The sequence below is a fragment of the Bradyrhizobium genomosp. III genome, assembly GCF_000261705.1.
GTDB classification, from domain to species: Bacteria; Pseudomonadota; Alphaproteobacteria; order Rhizobiales; family Xanthobacteraceae; genus Bradyrhizobium; species Bradyrhizobium ottawaense.
On record NZ_AJQF01000242.1, the window covers coordinates 73,314 to 91,803 of the forward strand.

Consider the following 18,490-nt stretch of genomic DNA (forward strand, 5'->3'; position numbering starts at 1 on the left):
AGGACGACTGGCATGCAGGGGCCAACGCGGCCATTTCTGCGGATGATGGCGCGGCTGCGCGCTGTCCGCGCGCTCGATGGGCCGCAAGATCCCATTTCCCGAGAAGCCTCGCCCTTCCTGATCCTCGTTGCCATCGTGCTTGCGCTTCTTTTTTCGATATTAGAGGTCGACCTGAATACCGCGGCGCTTCAGTCCGTAGGCTTGATGGGCAATGGATTTTCCATCGATCCCATCTTCAAGAGCCCATAAGATCGCTTGTGCCTTGGTGCGATCAACGAGTTTGCTCGCGGCAAGCCGTGTCGTATAACACCTTGACGTTTCGATCGAAGGAGGCTGCGGATGAAGGCTTTTCTTCTTGGCTGCGTCGCGGCCATGGTGGTCGCGATTGCGGGAATGGTGGTCTTGAATCGGGTCCAGGAGCCCGTCGCCCAGGCGTTTGCTACGACCGGCGTGCGTCTCTGAGACACTCAAATCTCGCAGAGCGTTAGGCCCCGTCGGCCGATGCGATTCTCCACGCTTCCGCGTGCGAAAGACCCCACGATCGTCTCGCCTTTCGAGACCGTCGGGGCATCCTGTATCGGCAAGACGACACGCGAGGAGTTCGAGAGCATCGAGCAACTTTCGTGCACGGGCCTTGGCGTTTGCGGTGCAAGGTATGCTGCAAACGCCGAGGGTGTGGACCATCGCAGCGTTCGGCGTCAGCTTTTCTCGACTAGCCCTACCCGTTTTGGCCTTTCGGTGCATACGAAAGCTGGAGTGCACATCCGTGTGGCCTTCACCCAAATCGGCATCAGGAAACTGGCGCGTCGGAGCCCGCTACAAGACATTGATGCGGCTGAGGCTTTCCGACGGCGCAAGGGCGCCGAAGGATGGGTGACCGCGAAGTCGGCAAGCCAGGCTGGTGCTTCGCGTGGAACTTGGCGAAGGCCGTAAAACCCTGAGTTCGTGCGATATTTTTGAACAGCTATTGCATGATACTCATAATATAAAAGACTATCTCCGCTTCGACCGCAGTTCCGATGGGAGGATAAAATGCGCAGGACTGGTGCACACAATTTTCCGGCAATTGATCGCGTGATCTATGGCAAACCGGCGGCTGAGGCCATCAACGAAGAAGCGGAACGACTGAAGGCAACGCGCGTCTTCCTTATCGTCAGCCGCACCTTGAACACCCAGACCGACGAGATTGAGAAAATCCGGCATACGCTGGGCGACAAACATGCTGCGACCTTCGACGGAATTGCACAGCACACCACGCGCAAGCAAGCTGCCGAAGTTGCGCTCCACGCCAAGGAAGCACACGCCGATCTCGTCGTGGCCGTCGGCGGCGGTTCTGCCGTTGACCTCGCCAAGATCGTCATCATGGCGATGGAGCACGATATCCGCGATGAAGCCGGCTTCGATCCGTTCCCCATGGGCCCGGGCGTGAGCCATTCCCCGTTCCGAACGCCTGCAGTCCGACAGATCGCCGTGCCGTCAACGCTGAACGGCGGCGAATACAATGCCGCAGCGCTTGTCACCGATGAGCGCAACAAGCTGAAGCAAATATTCTTTCACCCCCACATGATGCCGGTGGCAGTCATCCTCGACCCTGCCCTCACGCTTCATACGCCTTCGAACCTCTGGATGGGATCTGGCACTCGCTCCATGGATCACGGCATCGAAGCATTGTGCTCGCCAGCTGGCACCCCCCTTGCTGACGAAGTGGTTCTGGCGGGTATCCGCACGCTGCGCGATGGAATGCTCCGGACCCTGCAACAACCTGACGATTTCGAGGCGCGCCGCTTGTCTCAATACGGCTCATGGCTTGCGTCCTTTGGACTGCAGGCACGCGTTCCCATGGGCGCAAGCCACGGCATCGGCCACGTGCTTGGTGGGACTTTCGGGGTTCCTCACTATTATTGCACGCCCGTCATCATGCCGAGCCTTCTTCGCTATAACAAGCCGTTCACCGATGACGCGCAGAAGCGTTTGGCGGCAGCTTTGGGGGCTCCCGGTGGGGACGCGGCAGACGCCTTTGCGGAGTTCGTCAGGCAACTTGGACTACCGGGCCGCCTCGCTGAGGTCGGCATCGGCGAAGACAAGTTCGGCAAGATCAGCGAAATCGCGATCAACCATCGCTTCGTCAAAGCCAATCCGCGCCCCTTCAACGACCAAGCCGAAATCGTCGATCTGCTGCGGATGGCCGCGTAGCGGCCAAGGCGGCGGCCGATGGTAGAGGCACGGCCGCTTGCCTCCGCCATCGCCCCGCTCCGCCCAGAAGCCAACGTCAGTTAAGCCGTGTCTCAATTGTCGGCCGAATGCGTTCTCTCGCAGTCGCTCGCGACCGGGCTGCCCAAAGCCTGCCGTCCGGCCTCCAGCAGGAGGTCGGACAGACGCTTGTCGTCGACCGCACGCGCCAGCACGACCGCACCGACCATGGTCGCAATTGCGCCGGCGGCCCTCTGTCTCACATCCGAAGACGGCCTCGCCGAGGTCAGCCGCGCGATGATATCGATCATCTTGCTGAGCCCCCGTTCAAGGGTGCGCCGCGCCTCCGGACCTGAACGTCCGATGTCGGCGGCCAAGGCCGGCAACGCGCAACCGCGCCCCGGATCGTCACGGTGGAGAGGACCCAGGTAAGACTCGACAAGTGCGTCGAATCCCTTCCCGGCGGGCAGCCCCTGCGTGAGGCTGAGCCAATGCACGATCGTTCGATCCATGGCCAGGGCGAGCCCTTCGACGACCAACGCGTCGCGCGATTTGAAGTAGGCGTAGAAGCTGCCATGCGTCAGATTGGCGAGCTTCATCAGGTCGGCCACACTCAGGCCATCGGCGCCGGCCTGGCGCAGACCGCGGGAAGCGCTTTCGACGATGCGTCTGCGGGTATGCTGCCCATGGTCTTTCGGGTAACGCATCGCCTGCTCCGGGATGGCACAAGATATTCGCTGTTGACGATCCCATCACGGCCGGAGCTTCCAGCCCACGCAGAGACGACGAAATGTCGTCTGCAGCGCGGGTCGCAAGCCGTGGCTTCACGCGACCTTGAGATTGGCCCCACTGTCGGCATCAAGGAATCCCGTCAGCCTGCCCCTGATCAATCGCTCGGCGTCCGCCATGATGCGGTCGATCAACTCCTTCACGGTCGGAATATCGTGAATGAGTCCGACGACCATGCCGCAGCTCCAGGCGCCCGCGTCCATATCACCGTCGATCATCACCCTGGGATAGACGCCCGCTACCTGATCATGGATGTCGTCGATCTTGAGGTTCTTGCCCTTCTCGCGCTCGACCTCGAGCAGATGCTCGACGCCCTTGTTGTTCAGGACCCGCTCGGTGTTGCGGAGCGCGCGCATGACGAGCCTGGTGTCGAGCTCGGACGCCGCGACCAGCGCCTTCTTGACGTTCTCGTGCACCGGCGCTTCCTTGGTGGCGATGAACCGCGTACCCATGTTCATTCCCGCCGCTCCCATCGCAAGCGCCGCAACCAGGCTGCGCGCGTCGGCCATGCCGCCGGACGCCACGAACGGGATCTTCAGTTCATCGGCCGCACGCGGCAGCAGGATCATGTTGGGCATGTCATCCTCGCCCGGATGGCCGCCGCACTCGAAGCCGTCGACGCTGACGGCATCGCAGCCGATCTGTTCGGCCTTCAACGAATGCCGGACCGAGGTGCATTTGTGGATCACCTTGATGCCGCCCGCCTTCAGGGCCGGCATGTATTGTTCAGGGCTACGTCCGGCCGTCTCGACGATCCTGACGCCGCCCTCCCTGATGGCAGCGATATACTCCGGATAAGGCGGGGCGCTGAAGGTCGGCAGGAAGGTCAGGTTCACGCCGAACGGCTTGTCCGTCATGTCCCGGCAGCGCGCGATCTCCTTGGCAAGCAGCTCCGGCGTCCGCTGGGTGAGGCCGGTGATCAAGCCGAGCCCGCCGGCGTTGGATACCGCGGCCGCCATTTCGGCGAAGCCGACATAATGCATTCCACCCTGGATGATCGGATGCTCGATACCAAACAGTTCAGTGATCGCTGTCTTCACGAATGATCTCCCCGCGTTTCCGCTCAGTGGATGATTTCAAACAAGCCCGCGGCGCCCATGCCACCACCGATGCACATGGTCACCACGCCGTATTTCGCCTTGCGCCGCCGTCCCTCGATCAGGAGGTGGCCGGTGAGCCGCGAGCCGGTCATGCCATAGGGGTGGCCGATCGCGATCGAGCCGCCGTTGACGTTGAGCTTGTCCGGATCGATGCCGAGCTTGTCGCGGCAATAGATCACCTGCACCGCATACGCCTCGTTGAGCTCCCAGAGATCGATGTCGTCGATCCTCAAACCGTGGCGCTTGAGCAGACGCGGGATCGCGGCGACCGGGCCGACGCCCATCTCGTCCGGCTCGACGCCGGCGGCGACGAATCCGCGGAAGATACCGAGCGGCTTCAGCCCCTTGCTGGCTGCAAACTTTCCGCTCGTGACCACACAGGCTGAAGCACCGTCCGAGAGCTGGCTGGCATTGCCCGCGCTGATGGTCTTGCCCTCGAACACCGGCTTGATCTTGGCAAGGCCCTCGGCCGTGGTTTCCGGACGCGGGCCCTCGTCTTTCGTGAGCGTCACCTGTTCGTAGGTGACCTCCTTGGTGTCCTTGTTGACGAGCGCCATCCTGGTCGTGAACGGCACGATTTCATCGCTGAAGCGGCCGGCTTGCAGAGCGGCGCCGACGCGGCGCTGGCATTCGAGGCTGTACTCGTCCTGCTTGTCGCGGCCGATCGTGTACCGCTCGGCGACGACCTCCGCCGTATCGAGCATCGACATGTACATTTCGGGCTTCATCGCCATCAGCTCGTCGTCGACGGCGTGGAATTTGTTCATGTGCTCGTTCTGCACGAGGCTGATCGACTCGATCCCGCCGCCGATGGCGACCTCGACCCCGTCCAGCATCACCGAGCGCGCGGCAACGGCGATGGCCTGCAGGCCGGACGCGCATTGCCGGTCGATCGTGGTGCCGGCCACCGTCACGGGCAGGCCAGCGCGGATCGCGCCCTTGCGCGCCACGTTCATCACCATGGTGCCTTGCTGCATCGCGCAGCCCATCACCACGTCTTCCACCTCGCCCGGCGCGATGCCGGCGCGCTTCACGGCTTCGGCCATCACATGCCCGGCCATGGTCGGGCCGTCCGTGTTGTTGAGCGCGCCACGATAGGCCTTGCCGACGGCCGTGCGTGCGGTGGAAACGATGACTGCTTCAGTCGTCATGCTGGCCTCTTCTCTTTACGCGGCCGCATCCAGCTGCGCGTAGCGCAGCACGTGGAACGCGGGATCGCCGAACTGGATGTTGATGGAGGAGATTCGCTTGAAATAGTGTCCGACGTTCAGCTCGTCGGTCATTCCCATGCCGCCGTGAAGCTGCACCGCCTGGTCGGCTACGAACTTCCCGGCATAGCCAATCTTCGACTTGGCCCCGGAGGCGAGCCGCGACAGGCCTGAATCACCGGCGTCGAGGCTGAGATTGAGATGCTGCATCAGGGAGAGCGCCTCCTGATGGGCAATGAACATGTCGACCATGCGATGCTGCAACACCTGAAAGGAGCCGATGGCGGTGCCGAACTGCTTGCGGGTCTTTGAATAGTCCAGCGTTGCGGCATTCAGCTCGCCGATCGCGCCGACGACCTCGGCGCAGAGCGCGCCGATCGCGCGGTCACGACAGGTTTCCAGCGCGGCAACGCCCTCGCCTTCTGCTCCCAGCAATTGCCCGCGGACCTCGCGCAAGCTGATCTCGGCGGCGCGGCGTCCGTCGATCGTCTTGAAGCTCTGGAGATTGACGCCCGCGGCATGGCGGTCGACCACGAACAGGCTGACGCCGCCGCGGTCGCGATTGTCGCCGGCGGTCCGGGCCGAAACGATCAGATGATCCGCCCAAGGCGCTGCCATCACCATGGTCTTCTCGCCGCTCAGAACGTAGTCGTCTCCCTCGCGCCGCGCCTTGGTCGCGATATTGGCGAAATCGAACCGGGAGGCCCTCTCGGTCCAGGCCAGCGCCCAGATCCTGGAGCCGTCGATGATGCCTGGGATGAATGCCTGCTTCTGCTCGGACGTGCCAAGCTGCTCGATCAGGCCGCCAGCAAGCACCACCGTTTCGACGAAAGGCTCGACGACGAGGTGACGGCCGAACTCCTGCATGACGATCATGGTCGACAACGGACCGCCGCCGAGGCCGCCGGCATCTTCGGAAAACGGTGCAGCGAGCAGGCCGAGCTCGGCGAAGGCCCTCCACCGCGTCCGGCTGAACCCCTCCTCGCTCGCCACGATCTTGCGCCGCGCCTCGAAATCATACTGGTCGCGCAGAAGGCGCTGAACGCTGGATCGCAGTAATTCCTGCTCTTCCGTGAACTGAATATCCATCCGGTCCTCCCGATCCGCCGTGGCTTAGAGCCCGAGCACGGCTTTGGCGATGATGTTTCGCTGGATCTCGTTGGATCCGCCGTAGATGCTGAGCTTGCGCGCGTTCAGATATTTCTCGGACGCGGTGTGGCCGTAGTCCGGACCCGGCATGAAGTGGTTGTCACTGACCGGATGCTCGCGGATGGCAAGACCATAATTGCCGATCGCGCGGTGCGTGAGCTCGGTGATGTCCTGGAAGATCTCGGTGCCGCGGATCTTGAACAGCGACGCCGCCGGACCGGGATCGATACCACGCGCCATCTGGGCAACCACGCGTAGTTCGGTCGCCTCCAGCGCCAGCACGTCGAGCTCGACGCGGGCGATGTCGCGTAGAAATCCCAGATGCGCCGGATCGTCGGCCGGTATCTCGGCCTTCACGATCTGCTTCAGCTTCCGGAGATAGCGGGTGGACCGGCCGATGCCCGCCATGCTGGTGCGCTCGTTGCCGAGCAGGAACTTGGCGTACGTCCAGCCCTTGTTCTCCTCGCCGACCAGGTTGTCGACGGGCACGCGGACGTCCTCGAGAAAGACGTCGTTGACCTCGTGACTGCCGTCGATCGTGATGATCGGCCGAACGGTGACGCCGGGCGACTTCATGTCGATCAGCAGGAAGGAGATTCCCGATTGCGGCTTCGCATTCGGATCAGTTCGCACCAGGCAGAAGATCCAGTCGGCGTGCTGGGCCAGCGTGGTCCAGGTCTTGTGCCCGTTGACGACGTAGTGGTCGCCCTCGCGCACCGCCTTGGTTCTGACGGTCGCAAGGTCCGAGCCGGAGCCCGGCTCCGAATAGCCCTGGCACCACCAATCCTCTCCGGAGAGAATTCGCGGCAGAAACTTCTTCTTCTGCGCCTCGTTGCCGAACGTGTAGATCACCGGCCCGACCATGGTCACGCTAAAGGCAAGCGGCGGCAGCGTTCCCGCCCGGGAGGTTTCCTGCTCAAAGATGAACCGCTGTGTGACCGTCCAGCCCGGCCCGCCATACTCCTTGGGCCACAGCGGCGCGATCCAGCCCTTCTTGTGGAGGATCCGGTGCCAGAGCAGTGACTGCTCCTTGGTCAGGTCGGTCTCCGGATTGGGCACGCGCATCTCCGCCGGATAATTGTCCGCGATGAAGGCGCGCACTTCATCGCGGAAAGCCTCGTCATCGGCAGACAGCGCAAGCTCCATCGTAAGGGCCTCCTTACCACTTCTCGCCGAAGGGACGGATTTCCAGCTCGAATGTCCACGCGCTCTTCGGCTGCTGATAAAGCTGCCAATAGGACGCAGCGACGGACGACGGCGGCATCAAGAGATCGGGATCGTCGAGCGCATTCGGACCGAGTGCCTCGAGCCGGCGCTGCCGCACCCATTCCGTATCGACGCCGGAATCGATGATGAGATGCGCGACGTGAATGTTCTTGGGGCCGAGCTCGCGCGCCATCGCCTGGGCCACCGCCCGCAGGCCGAACTTCGCGCTGGCAAAGGCGGCATAACCGCTGCCGCCGCGGAGCGACGCTGTCGCGCCGGTGAAGAAGATCTTGCCGCCGCCGCGAGGCAGCATCAGCCGCGCGGCCTCGCGGCCGGCGAGAAAGCCGGAATAGCAGGCCATCTCCCAGACCTTGCGGAAGACCCGCTCGGTCGTATCGAGGATCGGAAAGTTGACGTTGGCGCCGATGTTGAAGATGCAGACCTCGAGCGGCGCATGCTTGTCGGCATCGGCGAGGAAGGAGATGACCTCCTCCTCCTTGCGGGCATCCAGCGAGCATGCATGGATTTCGCCTCCGGCGGCCTCGATCTCCTTGACGAGCGGCTCGAGCTTGGCCCCGTTCCGGCGCCCGGCGAACACCATGAAGCCCTCCGAGGCGAACTTCTTGGCGATCTCGCCGCCGATATAGTCGCCGGCACCGATCACTGCGACGGTTGCATTTCTCTTTTGCATGGATCGTCTCCCGGTTGGATTGAACTTCGTTAGCTCGACGGCTCTATGCCGTCCTTGCGACTGGCCTCGTTTGCTCGAGGATGGACTCCTCGACGTCACGAAGCTGATCCTTGCCGAAGAACATCTCCTTGCCGACGAAGAAGGTTGGCGACCCGAACGCGCCTCGGCTGACGGCATCGCTGGTCAGATCAATCAACCTCTTCTTGACGTCGTCCTGCTGGGCGCGAGCGATCAATCTGTCGATATCGAGCCCCGAAGCCATGAACGCGTTCCGGAAGATTTCGACGTCGTCCATCTTCTTCGGCTCCTCCCACATATGGTGATAGGCCGCGCGAAAATAGGACTCGAACACGCCCTCGAACTGGGCTGCCACGGCGCCCCGCATCAGCATCAGCGTGTTGACGGGAAAGAAGGGATTCTGGCGGAATTTCGTGACGTTGTGGCGGCGGATAAACCGCTGGGTCTCAAGCGCCTGATATTCCGGCTTGTTCTTGATCCCACGAAGCGAGTCGAACGGCGACATGTTGCCCGTCGCCTTGTAGATGCCGCCAAGCAAGACCGGAACATAATCGAATTTCGCACCCGTGCGCTGCTCGATACCCGGAATCGCCACCTCGGCCAGATAAGCGTTCGGGCTGCCGAAATCGAATTGGAATTCAATCTTCAAGGTCATCTCGACTCCTCCCGCGGAACATGTGCTTGCACTGGCGATCCGGTCGCCGGCCTGACTTTCCTCAAACATACAGTTCTAAAATAGAACTGTCAAATGCTCCCGCAATCTGCTGATTTGGTCTAGTCTGGAAGGGTATTGTTTGGAGTTTAGTACCTATCTAGAATGGCAAATCCGCGCCGGCCTCTGCAACGATTCGAGACGAGGTCCGTGCCGCGGCGGCGACTGGAGTGTGTGGATGAAGTGGAAGGAACTCGAGGAAGAGCCGTGCTCGATGGCCCGAACTATCGGCGTGATCGGCGATCGCTGGACTCTTCTGATCCTGCGCGAGTGTTTTCTGCGCACGCGCCGCTTCGAGGGATTTCAGTCGGCACTCGGAATCACGCGGCATTTGCTTGCCGAACGTCTGAAGAAGTTGGTTCGGCAGGGCATCCTGCGCCGCATTCCCTACCAGGAATCCCCCAAGCGGCACGAATATATCCTGACCCAGAAGGGGCTCGATCTGTATCCGATCATGATGGCAATCGTGCATTGGGGCGATATTCACATGGTCGACGAGCGCGGCCGCCCCTTGCTGCACCAGCATCGCAAGTGCGGAAAAGATTTCGATCCGGTCATGGTGTGCTCCGAATGCGGCGAGCCGCTGTCGGCCAAGGAGGTTCATACTCATCCCGGGCCGGGTGCTCGCAGCGCGCCGGCGGCAGCGGCGCCGACGACCTCGAAAACAAAGGCACGCTCGCGGGCCGCCTGAGGCTCGCGCATCGAAGGCCTCCCGCGGCCGGAGGTGCCGCCAGATGCGATCTGGCGGCAAGGGAGTGAGTAACGACCGCACGGGACAGGCTCGCTCTCAGACCCGGATCACATCGGCGCCAGCTTCGTGGGTGTAGAGACGCTCAACCTGTTCGGATCGAACTTTCAGCACCGCGCGTTGGTTGACATAGGCCTTGTCGGTGATCTCGCCTGCCGCCATTGATGGCGGGTCTTTCAGCAGAACGAAGGAGCAGATCCGTTCGCTGCTTCCGACGGTCTCATTGTAGTCCCGAAAGCGATCCAGCAGGAACCCGACCACGGCGGGATCCGAGGTCAAATCCGCACCCGGAGTTTTCGAGATCCGTGCGGCCTCCGTGGGATTCAACCAGCAGAGCAGCGCGCACGCCTCACGATTTTCGCCCGCGACCACCATGTCGAGCAAGACACCGCGCGTTGCGGCCAGGATTGCCGCGCGCATATTGCCGATCGAGACCCAGGTCCCATTCGCAAGCTTGAAGTTCTCGGAAATTCGTCCGGTAAAGCGCAGCCCGAGCTCAGGCTTCTGCGGATCCAGAAACGAGACAGTATCGCCGATGCGATAGAAGCCTTCCTCGTCGAAGGCCATTTCCGTCAAATCCGGCCGCCCGAGATAACCCGGCGTGACGTTGGGTCCCTTGACCCTGACCTCGTAAGTATCCGAGACCGGAATGAGCTTGAGCCGCAGTCCCGGCGCGGGAAGACCGATCTCGCCGGGTCGATCTGTCGCCCAATGGGTCGTACTGATGGTCGGGGCGGTTTCGGTCGTACCGTAACCCGACATGACCGGAATTCGCCGGCCGGTCACCGAGAGTGTCAAGCGATAGAGCTTCTCCAGCGTGTCCTTTGAAATTGCAGCGCCGGCATAACTCATTCGGTCCATCCGCTTGAAGACACTGGCGCCCAGATCGAGATCCTTCTCGACCGCGTCACACAGCAGGTTATAGCCGGCAGGCACGTTGAACATGGCGGTCGGCGACACTTCCTTGAGATTGGCGACAGTCTTATGAAAGAGCTGCGGCAGCGGACGGCCGTCGTCGATATAGAGCGTCCCGCCGTTCTTGAGGATGCCGTGAAGAATGACGTTGCTGCCCATCGTGTGGTGCCAAGGCAGCCACTCCACCTGGACTGGCGCAGCCGGAGGAGACACGAGCTGGCTACCCATTTGCAGGGAGCTTGCCATCATGCGGTGGGTGTTGAGCACGCCTTTCGGAAAGCCTGTCGAACCCGACGTGAAGAGTATCTTGGCGACCGCGTCGCACGAGACCGCACGAGATGCCTCGGCAAATCCGTCGCACGCGGTTTTGGCTATGAGGGTACGGAAGGGCACCGTGTCCGGCGCGCCATCGACACTGATCCAGGTCGCGGCCGCCAATTCCGGAATGGTACGGCCTGCGGAAAACTCACGTCCGCTTTGGACGAACACGAAGCTCGGGCGCAGCACTTCGGCGATGTCCTTGAGACGAGCAAGTCCACCGGGCATCAGCGTGTAGTTTGGCGATATCGAGGCCAGGATGACGCCGATAGACATCGCCGCAAACGAAACCACGGCGTTCTCGATCGAGTTTCCGGAGAGGATGGCCAGCCTGTCCGCTGGCTTTGCGCCCTGATCAAGCAGACTTTGGCCTACCGCCTGGACCTGAGACCATGCCTCGCTGTAGGTGATCTCGTCCCACCCACCCTTCGCATTGCGCTGCGCGAGGAATATCCGGTCCGGGGTGGTGCTTGCCCAGCTCGGCAGAAAGTCCGTGATACGCCAGTCACACGGCTTCCACTCGAGGGGTGAGCTCAATATGAGCGCACCATCTGGTCGGCGCTCGATTGAAACCTCGCGCGGCGCAAACGTCAGTGCCTTCGTCGACATCGAATTGATCTCCTGAAGTACCGGAATGGCGATCGCAGCCGTTGCGCTCGTGTCGCGCAGGACGCCGGCGCCGGCACGTCGTCAATGCCGCTCGCCTCTCGCCTGTTACGTGCTCATTCGGACCTGGCGTCCAGCACTTCTCCGAAGGCTTCCCAAGTCGAGCCGGTCCATCGCTGCAGGCGCATCTGCGTCCAGATCATGTTCTCGGTTTCGCTGGTGTTGATCTTGATGCCCGGCAGTGCGGTCGGGACGACGAAGTCCCGGAGGTTCTTGGCCTGCGCCAGGATGTTCTTGCGGGACAGGTCATCGCCGCATTGTTTCAAGATCTGTTCCAGCAGGATGCCCTGCTGATAACCGGTGAGATAGCTGCCGTTGGTGATATCGACGCCGGGCAGATATTTGTCGATAAACGCCCGATAGGCCTGCATGCCGGGATCATCTTTCCACTTCGGATCCACGACATCCTTGTTGATGGTGCCGACGATCACGCCAGTCGACTTGTCGAGGCCGGCCGGCGTGAGCGTGCCTCCAACCGAGCCGGACGGAAAGTTGATGATGACGGTCGCCTTCCAGCCGATCAAAGAGGCCTGCCGGATCGCCTGCGCAGCGAATTTCGGCGTGCCCGCGATCATCAGGGCATCCGCACCGGAGCTCTTCAGGTTGGTGATCTGCGAATCGACGGTCGGTTCAGTGACCTCATAGGACGCGGTGACGACCCTGCGATCGTAGTCCTTACCGAGAAACGCCTTGAAGGCGTTGACGTAGTCTTTTCCGAGGTCGTCATTCTGGTAGAGGATCGCATATTTGGCGTTCGGCAGAGCCTTCGTGAGGTATTTTGCGTAGATCTTTCCCTCGGTATCGTAGCTGACGAGACCTGTCGTGATCAGCGGGTAACTGGCGACGTCAGTGAACTTGGACGATCCGCTGACGATCGCGATGCTGGGCACCCCTTTCGACTTCAGGTATTTTGACGTTGCCGAAATGGCGGGAGTGCCGAGCTGGCCGAACATGAATGCAACTTCATCGCTCTCAACGAGCTTGCGAACCTGCTCCACCGCCTTGGGCGGGCTATAGGCATCGTCATAGGCGACGTAATTGATCTTGCGCCCGCTGATGCCGCCGCGATCATTCAGGGACTGAATGTAGGCGATCAGCCCCTTGCCCACGAGACCGATCGATGAAGCCGGTCCGCTGAACGGAAACACCCCGCCAATCTTGATTTCCGTCGCCGTAACCCCGGGCTCGTCGGCCGCGAATGCCGGGCTGCCCAACAGCACGAGCAGAACGGCAAGACTCTTCCATCTCGGCAACATCGGCATCCTCCCTGATGCGCACTCTTCGGGTGCGCCGTTCAATTCTTATGCGTCTCTACGACTCGCCAGGCGTCATGCCGTGCGAGATCGAGCGGCTCGCCAAGCGTCGATGGCCAAGCGCGTCAACCGTTGCGGCTCTTGGATCGGCCGCCTCATTCCTCGAACCTACAGTTCTTTTTTTGAACTCGTCAAGCGCTTAGATGCAACACCCCTGACAAAGGACGAAGCGCTTGCGATCTTGCGAAGAGTTGTACTCATAATTCGACAGCGGCACGGGTAGCGGCTGATACCGATTCCAGGCGCGGAGACGCCCCTTTCGGCCCCGGATATCGCGCGTCACAATACAAGACCAGTTCATTCTGTTCTTGAACTTACGAGATGATCGGAGGTGAACCGTAAAATGGCACCGAGGGCTGCGCTGCAACACGCCCGGCCAGCAGGCCAGCGATCCGCTTAGATGCGCGGCGCTCGATTGAAGGGCTCAGGCCATAGACAAAGGAACGTCAAAGCGGGAGCACGCTTCACTGAGAGGGGAGAATTCCAGGGTCTTCAAGACGTTCCGGGCGCAGGCGACGCCGCCCGTGATCTCGCGACACGGACGCTACGGGTCCAAGTTCGTGGATGGCGCCAAGACGTTCAAGGTCGGACGGCAGCGACCCTGATTCCAAGATGGGGTCGCTCGCCAATCCGCGCTGCGCGGAGCGATTGTCAGACTACAAGGTGCCGGAAACAGTCTCACTGCGCATGACACCGCCACCGCGCAATGCAAACGGCAAGGTTCTGAAAGCCGCGTTGCGCGAGAGCAAGACATGAAGGTCGCCACCTGGCACAACGGTACAATAAGGCTGTACTGGCCCTTTCCGCCCTACGGCCCCGCCTTCCCCTTTCGCGCGGCGATCTGCTGTAGCGCCCAGCGCGCGTTCTTGCGCACGTCAGGATCGGGATCGTTGGCGATCACCACGAGGTATGCCTCGCCTTCGGGGGCGGCGATCTCGCCGAGCGCGGCAGCCGCCTCCTTCCGCAAATTCGCCTGCTCATGGTTGATGCAGTTACCGATCGGACGCAGGGCGCGCTCGACCTTCATCTTGCCGAGGCTGCGGATCGCCTTGAGCCGAACCTGCCAAAACCCGTCGGCAAGTGAGACGATAAGCTGATCGGCGGCGAGCGAGCCGTTGACGTTGAGCCCGAGCGTCTCGGCTGCCATCTCCCGGACCATCCAGTCCGCATCCCTGAGTGCGCGGGTGATCGTCTCGGCCGCAGGCTTCATCTGGGAGAAGGCGAGCGCGCTCACCGCGGCGCGGCGCACATGGGCGTCGGGATCATGGATCAGCGCGGTGAGCGCCGGGATCGACTCTTCGAGCTTCAGGAAACCGATGACGCCGATCGCCTGCACGCGGACGGCCGCGTCACCATCCTGGAGCGCTTCCAGCGCAGGCTTCAGCGTGTCCTTGCGGCGCAACTCCTTGAGCGCGCGCAGCGCGCCCATGCGGACGAAGGCGTGGGCATGCTTGACCAGCGGCAGGATGATTTCGGCGCAAGCGGGATCCTTGAATTCGGCCAAACTGTCGGCTGCGGCCGACGCCACGATCCGCTCGGGATCGACGAGCAGCTTGACCAGTGCATTCGCCGCTTCCCGCCCGTCGAACTCGCCGAGCGCCATCGCGACCTGCTGGCGCACGCCCGCGTCGGGATCAGACACCATGTTGGCGAGATGCGCGACCGCAACCGGATCGCCGGAATGGCCGAGCGCAATGATGGCGACGCGCCGCTCGGCCGGATCTGCGGCTTGCAACCGCTCGTCGGCGTCTTCGAGATCGTCATAGGATTCGAACGGACTCGACATGACTACCTCAAGAGATAGGGAATGTTCACGGTGACGGCGCCGGTCGGGCAATCGGCCTCGCAGGGCATGCAGTACCAGCACTCGTCATAGGCCATGTAGGCCTTGTTGGTCATGTCGCTGATGCGGAGCACGTCGAGCGGGCAGACGTCGACGCAGACGGTGCAGCCCTTGTCGGCGATGCATTTGGCGTCGTCGACGACCACCGGGACCGACGTCTGATAGGACGCGAGAGGCATCGTAGATCTCCTGTTGCTTGTCGTTCGATGGATCAGGCGGTCGCGCGGATGCGCTGCTTGTCGTAGAGGTCCTTCTCGTCGTCCGCGATCGGGACGACATAGGGTTCGACCGCGCGCTTCTCACTGGTCATCCTGCCGTTCTGTTTGCTCAGCAGGGTGTGGCAGAACCAGTTCTCGTTGTCCTTCTCCGGGAAATCCGTGCGCCAGTGATAGAGGCCCCAGCGGCTCTCCTCGCGATACAAAGAGGCATGTACCGCCATGTCGGCGCAGTCCATGATCGACTGCACTTCAAGGGCGCGGAGCAGCTCGTGTGCGTTACGTGCGATCATATGCTCCTGCATGTCTTGCCGCGCCTCGGCGAGGCGGCGCATGCCGAGCTCGTATTTGCGCGTGACCTTCGGCGGCTGGAGATAGTCGTTGACCAGGCGCCGCGTCTTGTACTCGACCTGGTTCGGCGGAATGCCGTCCTCGCGCCTGGTCGGCGCCATCACGCGGTCGCGCTCCCTGGCCACGTCGGCGGCATCGAACTCCGCGAAGTCGTGGCTGTCGGCGAACTCCATCGCGTCGATGCCGGCCACCGCGCCGTTGGTGAAGGCGCCGAGCATGTAATTGTGCGGCACGCTCGCCATGTCGCCGGCGGCGTAGAGGCCGGGCACGGTGGTGCGCGCATTGTCGTCGACGAACACGCCGGAGGCGCTATGGCCGGAGCAAAAGCCTATCTCGGAGATGTGCATCTCGATCGAATCGTTGCGGTAATCGACCCCGCGTCCCTGCTGGAACAGGCCACGCGTCGGCCGCTCCACCTTGTGCAGCGTTGATTCGATTTCCGAGATCGTATCCGGGTGGAGATGCTTGAGCTGGAGGAACACCGGGCCCTTACCCGACAGCAGCTCGTTGTAGAATTCGAGCATCATCTGTCCGGACCAGTAGTCGCATTCGATAAAGCGCGATCCCTCGTTGTTGGCGGTAAAGGCGCCGAAGGGACCGGCGACATAGGCGCAGGCGGGACCGTTGTAATCCTTGATCAGCGGATTGATCTGGTAGCATTCGAGGTTCGCAAGCGCGGCGCCGGCGTGGTAGGCCATCGAATAGCCATCGCCGGAATTGGCAGCATTCTCGTAGGTTCCGAACATGTAGCCGGAGGTCGGCAGACCCAGGCGGCCGGCCGCGCCCATGCACAGGATGACGGCCTTGGCCTTGATCACCAGCATCTCTGCGGTACGCGTATTGACGCTGACCGCGCCAGCGATGCGCCCATCTGCCGACTTGAGCAGTCGCGTCGCCATGTAGCGATTGGAGATCAGGATTCGGGCGCGCCGGAGCTGGCGGTAGAGCGCCTTTTTCACTGTCTCGCCGTTCGGCATCGGCAGCACGTAGGTGCCGATATGATGCACCTTCTTGACGGCGTAGTCGCCGTTCTCGTTCTTCAGGAAGCGGATGCCGAAGCTGTCGAGCTCTTCGATGATGCCGTAGCAGTTCTGCGCGTACTTATAGACCGCCTTCTGGTCGACGATGCCGTCATTGGCGATGGTGATTTCCTTGGTGTACTGCTCCGGTGTCGCATAGCCGGGGATGACGGCATTATTCAAGCCGTCCATGCCCATCGAGATCGCGCCGGAGCGCTTGACGTTGGCCTTTTCGAGCAGGACGACATTGGCCTTCGGATTCTTCAGCTTCGCCTTCAGTGCAGCCATCGGGCCGGCTGTGCCGCCGCCGATGACCAGCACATCGCAGGAAACCTCCGAAAATCCGTCGACGATCTGATCTAGTGCCATCGCTTGCTCCTGGTTCGCCGGCATTTCCGGCGCCTTTGCATCAGATTTGTTCAGAGGGCGTCGCGGCGATAGCAATTAGTTGTCGACGGGACGCGATTTGCCCCTCAGCGCTCGACGAACGCCTTTTCGATCACGAAATGCCCGGGCTGGCTGTGGTTCCCCTCGACGAAGCCACGCGCGGAGAACATTGCGGGCAGTTCCTCCAGCATCGCCGGGCTGCCGCAGAGCATGATGCGGTCGGTCTCGATATCGAGGCTGCCCTGCCCGATATCGTCGAAGAACTGGCCCGAGGCGATCAGATCGGTGATGCGGCCACGATTCCTGAACGGCTCTCGGGTGACCGTCGGATAGTAGACGAGCTTGTCGCGGATCAGCGGTCCGAAGAATTCGTGATTGCGGAGGCCTTCGACCACGTGCTCGCCATAGGCGAGCTCAGAGACTTGGCGGCAGCCATGGGCGAGCACGATCGTCTCGTAGTTCTCGTAAACGTCGGGGTCCTTGATCAGGCTGGCGAACGGCGCGAGCCCCGTGCCGGTCGAAAGCAGCAGGAGGCGCTTTCCCGGAATGAGGTTGCCGGTGATCAACGTCCCCGTCGCCTTGCGGCCGACCAGGATGATGTCGCCTTCGCTGATCTTCTGGAGGCGCGAGGTCAGCGGACCGTCCTGCACCTTGATCGAGAAGAACTCGAGCGCTTCCTCGTGATTGGCACTCGCCATGCTGTAGGCCCGCATCAAGGGCTTGCCCTCGACCTCCAGCCCGATCATGGCGAACTGGCCGTTCTGGAAGCGAAAGCCGGGATCGCGCGTCGCGGTAAAGCTGAACAGGGACTCGGTCCAGTGCCGGACCGACAGAACCGTCTCTTTCTGAAATGCGCTCATCTCGTCTCCGTGCCTCGATCGCGCACAAGGTTTCGGAGAGACGGGCATCCGGCAACGCGGAAGTGAAACTCCCGGTCGATTAGTTTCACATTTCGCGGGCGATGATCGGAGAGCGGCCGGCGTTGGCAACTAGTTGCTATTCGCACTCGTCTGCAACGCCGTAGAAGAGGGTCGGAGATACGTCATGACCATGACCTTGGTAGTACCGACCGTGGCCGACTACGAAGCGAGCGCCGATCTGGCGATGCTCCTCGTCCGCACCACGCTGGACGACGCGCTGAGCGTCCCTGCCGAAAAACTTCGCCTCTCCTGCAAATGCGCCCACTGCATCCGCGCCCGCTTCGACGGCCGTTTCCCCGAACACTTTCCCGGCATCGCCATCACCGAGATCGGCGATCTCGGCTATGGGCTGAACATCTCGTTCTCGGACGGACATAACAGGGGGATTTACCCGAAGACGTATTTGCTGAGCCTGGCGGGGCGCCTGACCCGCATCCACACTCGTCATTCCGGGGCGCCCGAAGGGCGAGCCCGGGATCCATAACCCCCGCTCGTGGCTATGGATTCCGGGCCTGCGCGCTTTGCGCGCATCCCGGAATGACGCAGGAAGTTTGCGCTTTCCCATCTGGCACGGACATTGCTCCTCTTTAGAACGATTTGAACGTTCCGGAGGCAGATGATGTTGCAGGCGGCGAATGCGGTGCGCGGGGCTGTTCCCCCGGCAGTCCGGCCTGCAGGCAGCTCCTCGCTGCTGCTCACCGAGAACCAGCAATGGATCGGCGGGCCCCCGCC

17 protein-coding genes and 2 pseudogenes are annotated in these 18,490 nt (G+C 62.0%); 6 read left to right on the top strand and 13 right to left on the bottom strand.

Annotated features, from left to right (window positions below):
* Positions 1-12 precede the first annotated feature (12 nt).
* The 3 genes from IC66_RS0121200 (at position 13) to IC66_RS0121210 (ending at position 2,193) form a co-directional block, all read left to right on the top strand.
* On the top strand, positions 13-249 hold the full coding sequence (locus IC66_RS0121200) for a hypothetical protein (RefSeq protein ID WP_028143615.1): 237 nt from the start codon (positions 13-15) through the stop codon (positions 247-249).
* A 90-nt stretch (positions 250-339) separates the two neighbouring features.
* Positions 340-462 (top strand): hypothetical protein, encoded by a 123-nt coding sequence (locus IC66_RS48980; RefSeq protein WP_256379433.1) that lies wholly within the window; start codon positions 340-342, stop codon positions 460-462.
* 570 nt (positions 463-1,032) lie between these two features.
* Positions 1,033-2,193 (top strand): iron-containing alcohol dehydrogenase, encoded by a 1,161-nt coding sequence (locus tag IC66_RS0121210; protein WP_028143614.1) that lies wholly within the window; start codon positions 1,033-1,035, stop codon positions 2,191-2,193.
* A 92-nt stretch (positions 2,194-2,285) separates the two neighbouring features.
* On the opposite strand, the gene IC66_RS0121215 is transcribed toward IC66_RS0121210, so the two are convergent.
* The 7 genes from IC66_RS0121215 to IC66_RS0121245 all read right to left on the bottom strand — a co-directional run bounded on the left by IC66_RS0121215 (position 2,286) and on the right by IC66_RS0121245 (position 9,006).
* Complete coding sequence (locus tag IC66_RS0121215; protein WP_049806587.1) at positions 2,286-2,897, bottom strand: TetR/AcrR family transcriptional regulator; 612 nt, start codon at positions 2,895-2,897, stop codon at positions 2,286-2,288.
* A 117-nt stretch (positions 2,898-3,014) separates the two neighbouring features.
* Positions 3,015-4,019, bottom strand: a complete 1,005-nt coding sequence (locus tag IC66_RS0121220; RefSeq protein ID WP_038948944.1) for an NAD(P)H-dependent flavin oxidoreductase — start codon at positions 4,017-4,019, stop codon at positions 3,015-3,017.
* A gap of 23 nt (positions 4,020-4,042) precedes the next feature.
* Complete coding sequence (locus IC66_RS0121225; RefSeq protein WP_028143612.1) at positions 4,043-5,230, bottom strand: acetyl-CoA C-acyltransferase; 1,188 nt, start codon at positions 5,228-5,230, stop codon at positions 4,043-4,045.
* 15 nt (positions 5,231-5,245) lie between these two features.
* Positions 5,246-6,376 carry an acyl-CoA dehydrogenase family protein gene (locus IC66_RS0121230; RefSeq protein ID WP_028143611.1) on the bottom strand — a complete coding sequence of 377 codons (1,131 nt, stop codon included), beginning with the start codon at positions 6,374-6,376 and terminating at the stop codon, positions 5,246-5,248.
* Positions 6,377-6,400: 24 nt separating this feature from the next.
* Complete coding sequence (locus tag IC66_RS0121235) at positions 6,401-7,582, bottom strand: acyl-CoA dehydrogenase family protein (protein WP_028143610.1); 1,182 nt, start codon at positions 7,580-7,582, stop codon at positions 6,401-6,403.
* 13 nt (positions 7,583-7,595) lie between these two features.
* Complete coding sequence (locus IC66_RS0121240) at positions 7,596-8,333, bottom strand: SDR family oxidoreductase (RefSeq protein ID WP_028143609.1); 738 nt, start codon at positions 8,331-8,333, stop codon at positions 7,596-7,598.
* A 43-nt stretch (positions 8,334-8,376) separates the two neighbouring features.
* Positions 8,377-9,006, bottom strand: coding sequence for a 2-hydroxychromene-2-carboxylate isomerase (locus IC66_RS0121245; RefSeq protein WP_028143608.1), 630 nt, complete (start codon positions 9,004-9,006; stop codon positions 8,377-8,379).
* 235 nt (positions 9,007-9,241) lie between these two features.
* Between IC66_RS0121245 and IC66_RS0121250 the strand changes: the two genes are divergently transcribed.
* Entirely contained in the window at positions 9,242-9,754 is a 513-nt protein-coding gene (locus IC66_RS0121250; protein WP_028143607.1) for a winged helix-turn-helix transcriptional regulator, read from the top strand.
* Positions 9,755-9,850: 96 nt separating this feature from the next.
* On the opposite strand, the gene IC66_RS0121255 is transcribed toward IC66_RS0121250, so the two are convergent.
* From IC66_RS0121255 to IC66_RS0121285, 6 genes are all read right to left on the bottom strand, one after another.
* A complete protein-coding gene (locus IC66_RS0121255) occupies positions 9,851-11,653 on the bottom strand; it encodes an AMP-binding protein (RefSeq protein WP_049806588.1) in 1,803 nt (600 codons plus the stop codon).
* A 113-nt stretch (positions 11,654-11,766) separates the two neighbouring features.
* Positions 11,767-12,966 (bottom strand): ABC transporter substrate-binding protein, encoded by a 1,200-nt coding sequence (locus IC66_RS0121260; RefSeq protein ID WP_038948946.1) that lies wholly within the window; start codon positions 12,964-12,966, stop codon positions 11,767-11,769.
* An 865-nt stretch (positions 12,967-13,831) separates the two neighbouring features.
* Positions 13,832-14,809 carry a HEAT repeat domain-containing protein gene (locus tag IC66_RS0121270; RefSeq protein WP_028143604.1) on the bottom strand — a complete coding sequence of 326 codons (978 nt, stop codon included), beginning with the start codon at positions 14,807-14,809 and terminating at the stop codon, positions 13,832-13,834.
* Between the two features lie 2 nt (positions 14,810-14,811).
* Entirely contained in the window at positions 14,812-15,045 is a 234-nt protein-coding gene (locus IC66_RS0121275) for a 4Fe-4S dicluster domain-containing protein (protein WP_007593252.1), read from the bottom strand.
* A gap of 32 nt (positions 15,046-15,077) precedes the next feature.
* Positions 15,078-16,820, bottom strand: a complete 1,743-nt coding sequence (locus IC66_RS0121280) for a fumarate reductase/succinate dehydrogenase flavoprotein subunit (RefSeq protein WP_038948947.1) — start codon at positions 16,818-16,820, stop codon at positions 15,078-15,080.
* Between the two features lie 104 nt (positions 16,821-16,924).
* Positions 16,925-17,698 (bottom strand): ferredoxin--NADP reductase, encoded by a 774-nt coding sequence (locus IC66_RS0121285; protein WP_038948948.1) that lies wholly within the window; start codon positions 17,696-17,698, stop codon positions 16,925-16,927.
* Positions 17,699-17,888: 190 nt separating this feature from the next.
* Here IC66_RS0121285 and IC66_RS0121290 point away from each other — a divergent pair.
* Together IC66_RS0121290 and IC66_RS48390 are read left to right on the top strand one after the other, a co-directional pair.
* A pseudogene (locus tag IC66_RS0121290) lies at positions 17,889-18,182 on the top strand (gamma-butyrobetaine hydroxylase-like domain-containing protein); the annotation flags it as partial.
* Positions 18,183-18,374: 192 nt separating this feature from the next.
* Positions 18,375-18,490 (top strand): annotated as a pseudogene (locus tag IC66_RS48390) (Crp/Fnr family transcriptional regulator); the annotation flags it as partial.

What these genes read in the sequence shown, in the direction of transcription:
- IC66_RS0121200 (WP_028143615.1), top strand. Translation starts at nt 13, where the DNA reads ATGCAGGGGCCAACGCGGCCATTTCTGCGGATGATGGCGCGGCTGCGC.
- IC66_RS48980 (WP_256379433.1), top strand. Translation starts at nt 340, where the DNA reads ATGAAGGCTTTTCTTCTTGGCTGCGTCGCGGCCATGGTGGTCGCGATT.
- IC66_RS0121210 (WP_028143614.1), top strand. Translation starts at nt 1,033, where the DNA reads ATGCGCAGGACTGGTGCACACAATTTTCCGGCAATTGATCGCGTGATC.
- IC66_RS0121215 (WP_049806587.1), bottom strand. Translation starts at nt 2,897, where the DNA reads ATGCGTTACCCGAAAGACCATGGGCAGCATACCCGCAGACGCATCGTC.
- IC66_RS0121225 (WP_028143612.1), bottom strand. Translation starts at nt 5,230, where the DNA reads ATGACGACTGAAGCAGTCATCGTTTCCACCGCACGCACGGCCGTCGGC.
- IC66_RS0121230 (WP_028143611.1), bottom strand. Translation starts at nt 6,376, where the DNA reads ATGGATATTCAGTTCACGGAAGAGCAGGAATTACTGCGATCCAGCGTT.
- IC66_RS0121235 (WP_028143610.1), bottom strand. Translation starts at nt 7,582, where the DNA reads ATGGAGCTTGCGCTGTCTGCCGATGACGAGGCTTTCCGCGATGAAGTG.
- IC66_RS0121240 (WP_028143609.1), bottom strand. Translation starts at nt 8,333, where the DNA reads ATGCAAAAGAGAAATGCAACCGTCGCAGTGATCGGTGCCGGCGACTAT.
- IC66_RS0121245 (WP_028143608.1), bottom strand. Translation starts at nt 9,006, where the DNA reads ATGACCTTGAAGATTGAATTCCAATTCGATTTCGGCAGCCCGAACGCT.
- IC66_RS0121250 (WP_028143607.1), top strand. Translation starts at nt 9,242, where the DNA reads ATGAAGTGGAAGGAACTCGAGGAAGAGCCGTGCTCGATGGCCCGAACT.
- IC66_RS0121255 (WP_049806588.1), bottom strand. Translation starts at nt 11,653, where the DNA reads ATGTCGACGAAGGCACTGACGTTTGCGCCGCGCGAGGTTTCAATCGAG.
- IC66_RS0121260 (WP_038948946.1), bottom strand. Translation starts at nt 12,966, where the DNA reads ATGTTGCCGAGATGGAAGAGTCTTGCCGTTCTGCTCGTGCTGTTGGGC.
- IC66_RS0121270 (WP_028143604.1), bottom strand. Translation starts at nt 14,809, where the DNA reads ATGTCGAGTCCGTTCGAATCCTATGACGATCTCGAAGACGCCGACGAG.
- IC66_RS0121275 (WP_007593252.1), bottom strand. Translation starts at nt 15,045, where the DNA reads ATGCCTCTCGCGTCCTATCAGACGTCGGTCCCGGTGGTCGTCGACGAC.
- IC66_RS0121280 (WP_038948947.1), bottom strand. Translation starts at nt 16,820, where the DNA reads ATGGCACTAGATCAGATCGTCGACGGATTTTCGGAGGTTTCCTGCGAT.
- IC66_RS0121285 (WP_038948948.1), bottom strand. Translation starts at nt 17,698, where the DNA reads ATGAGCGCATTTCAGAAAGAGACGGTTCTGTCGGTCCGGCACTGGACC.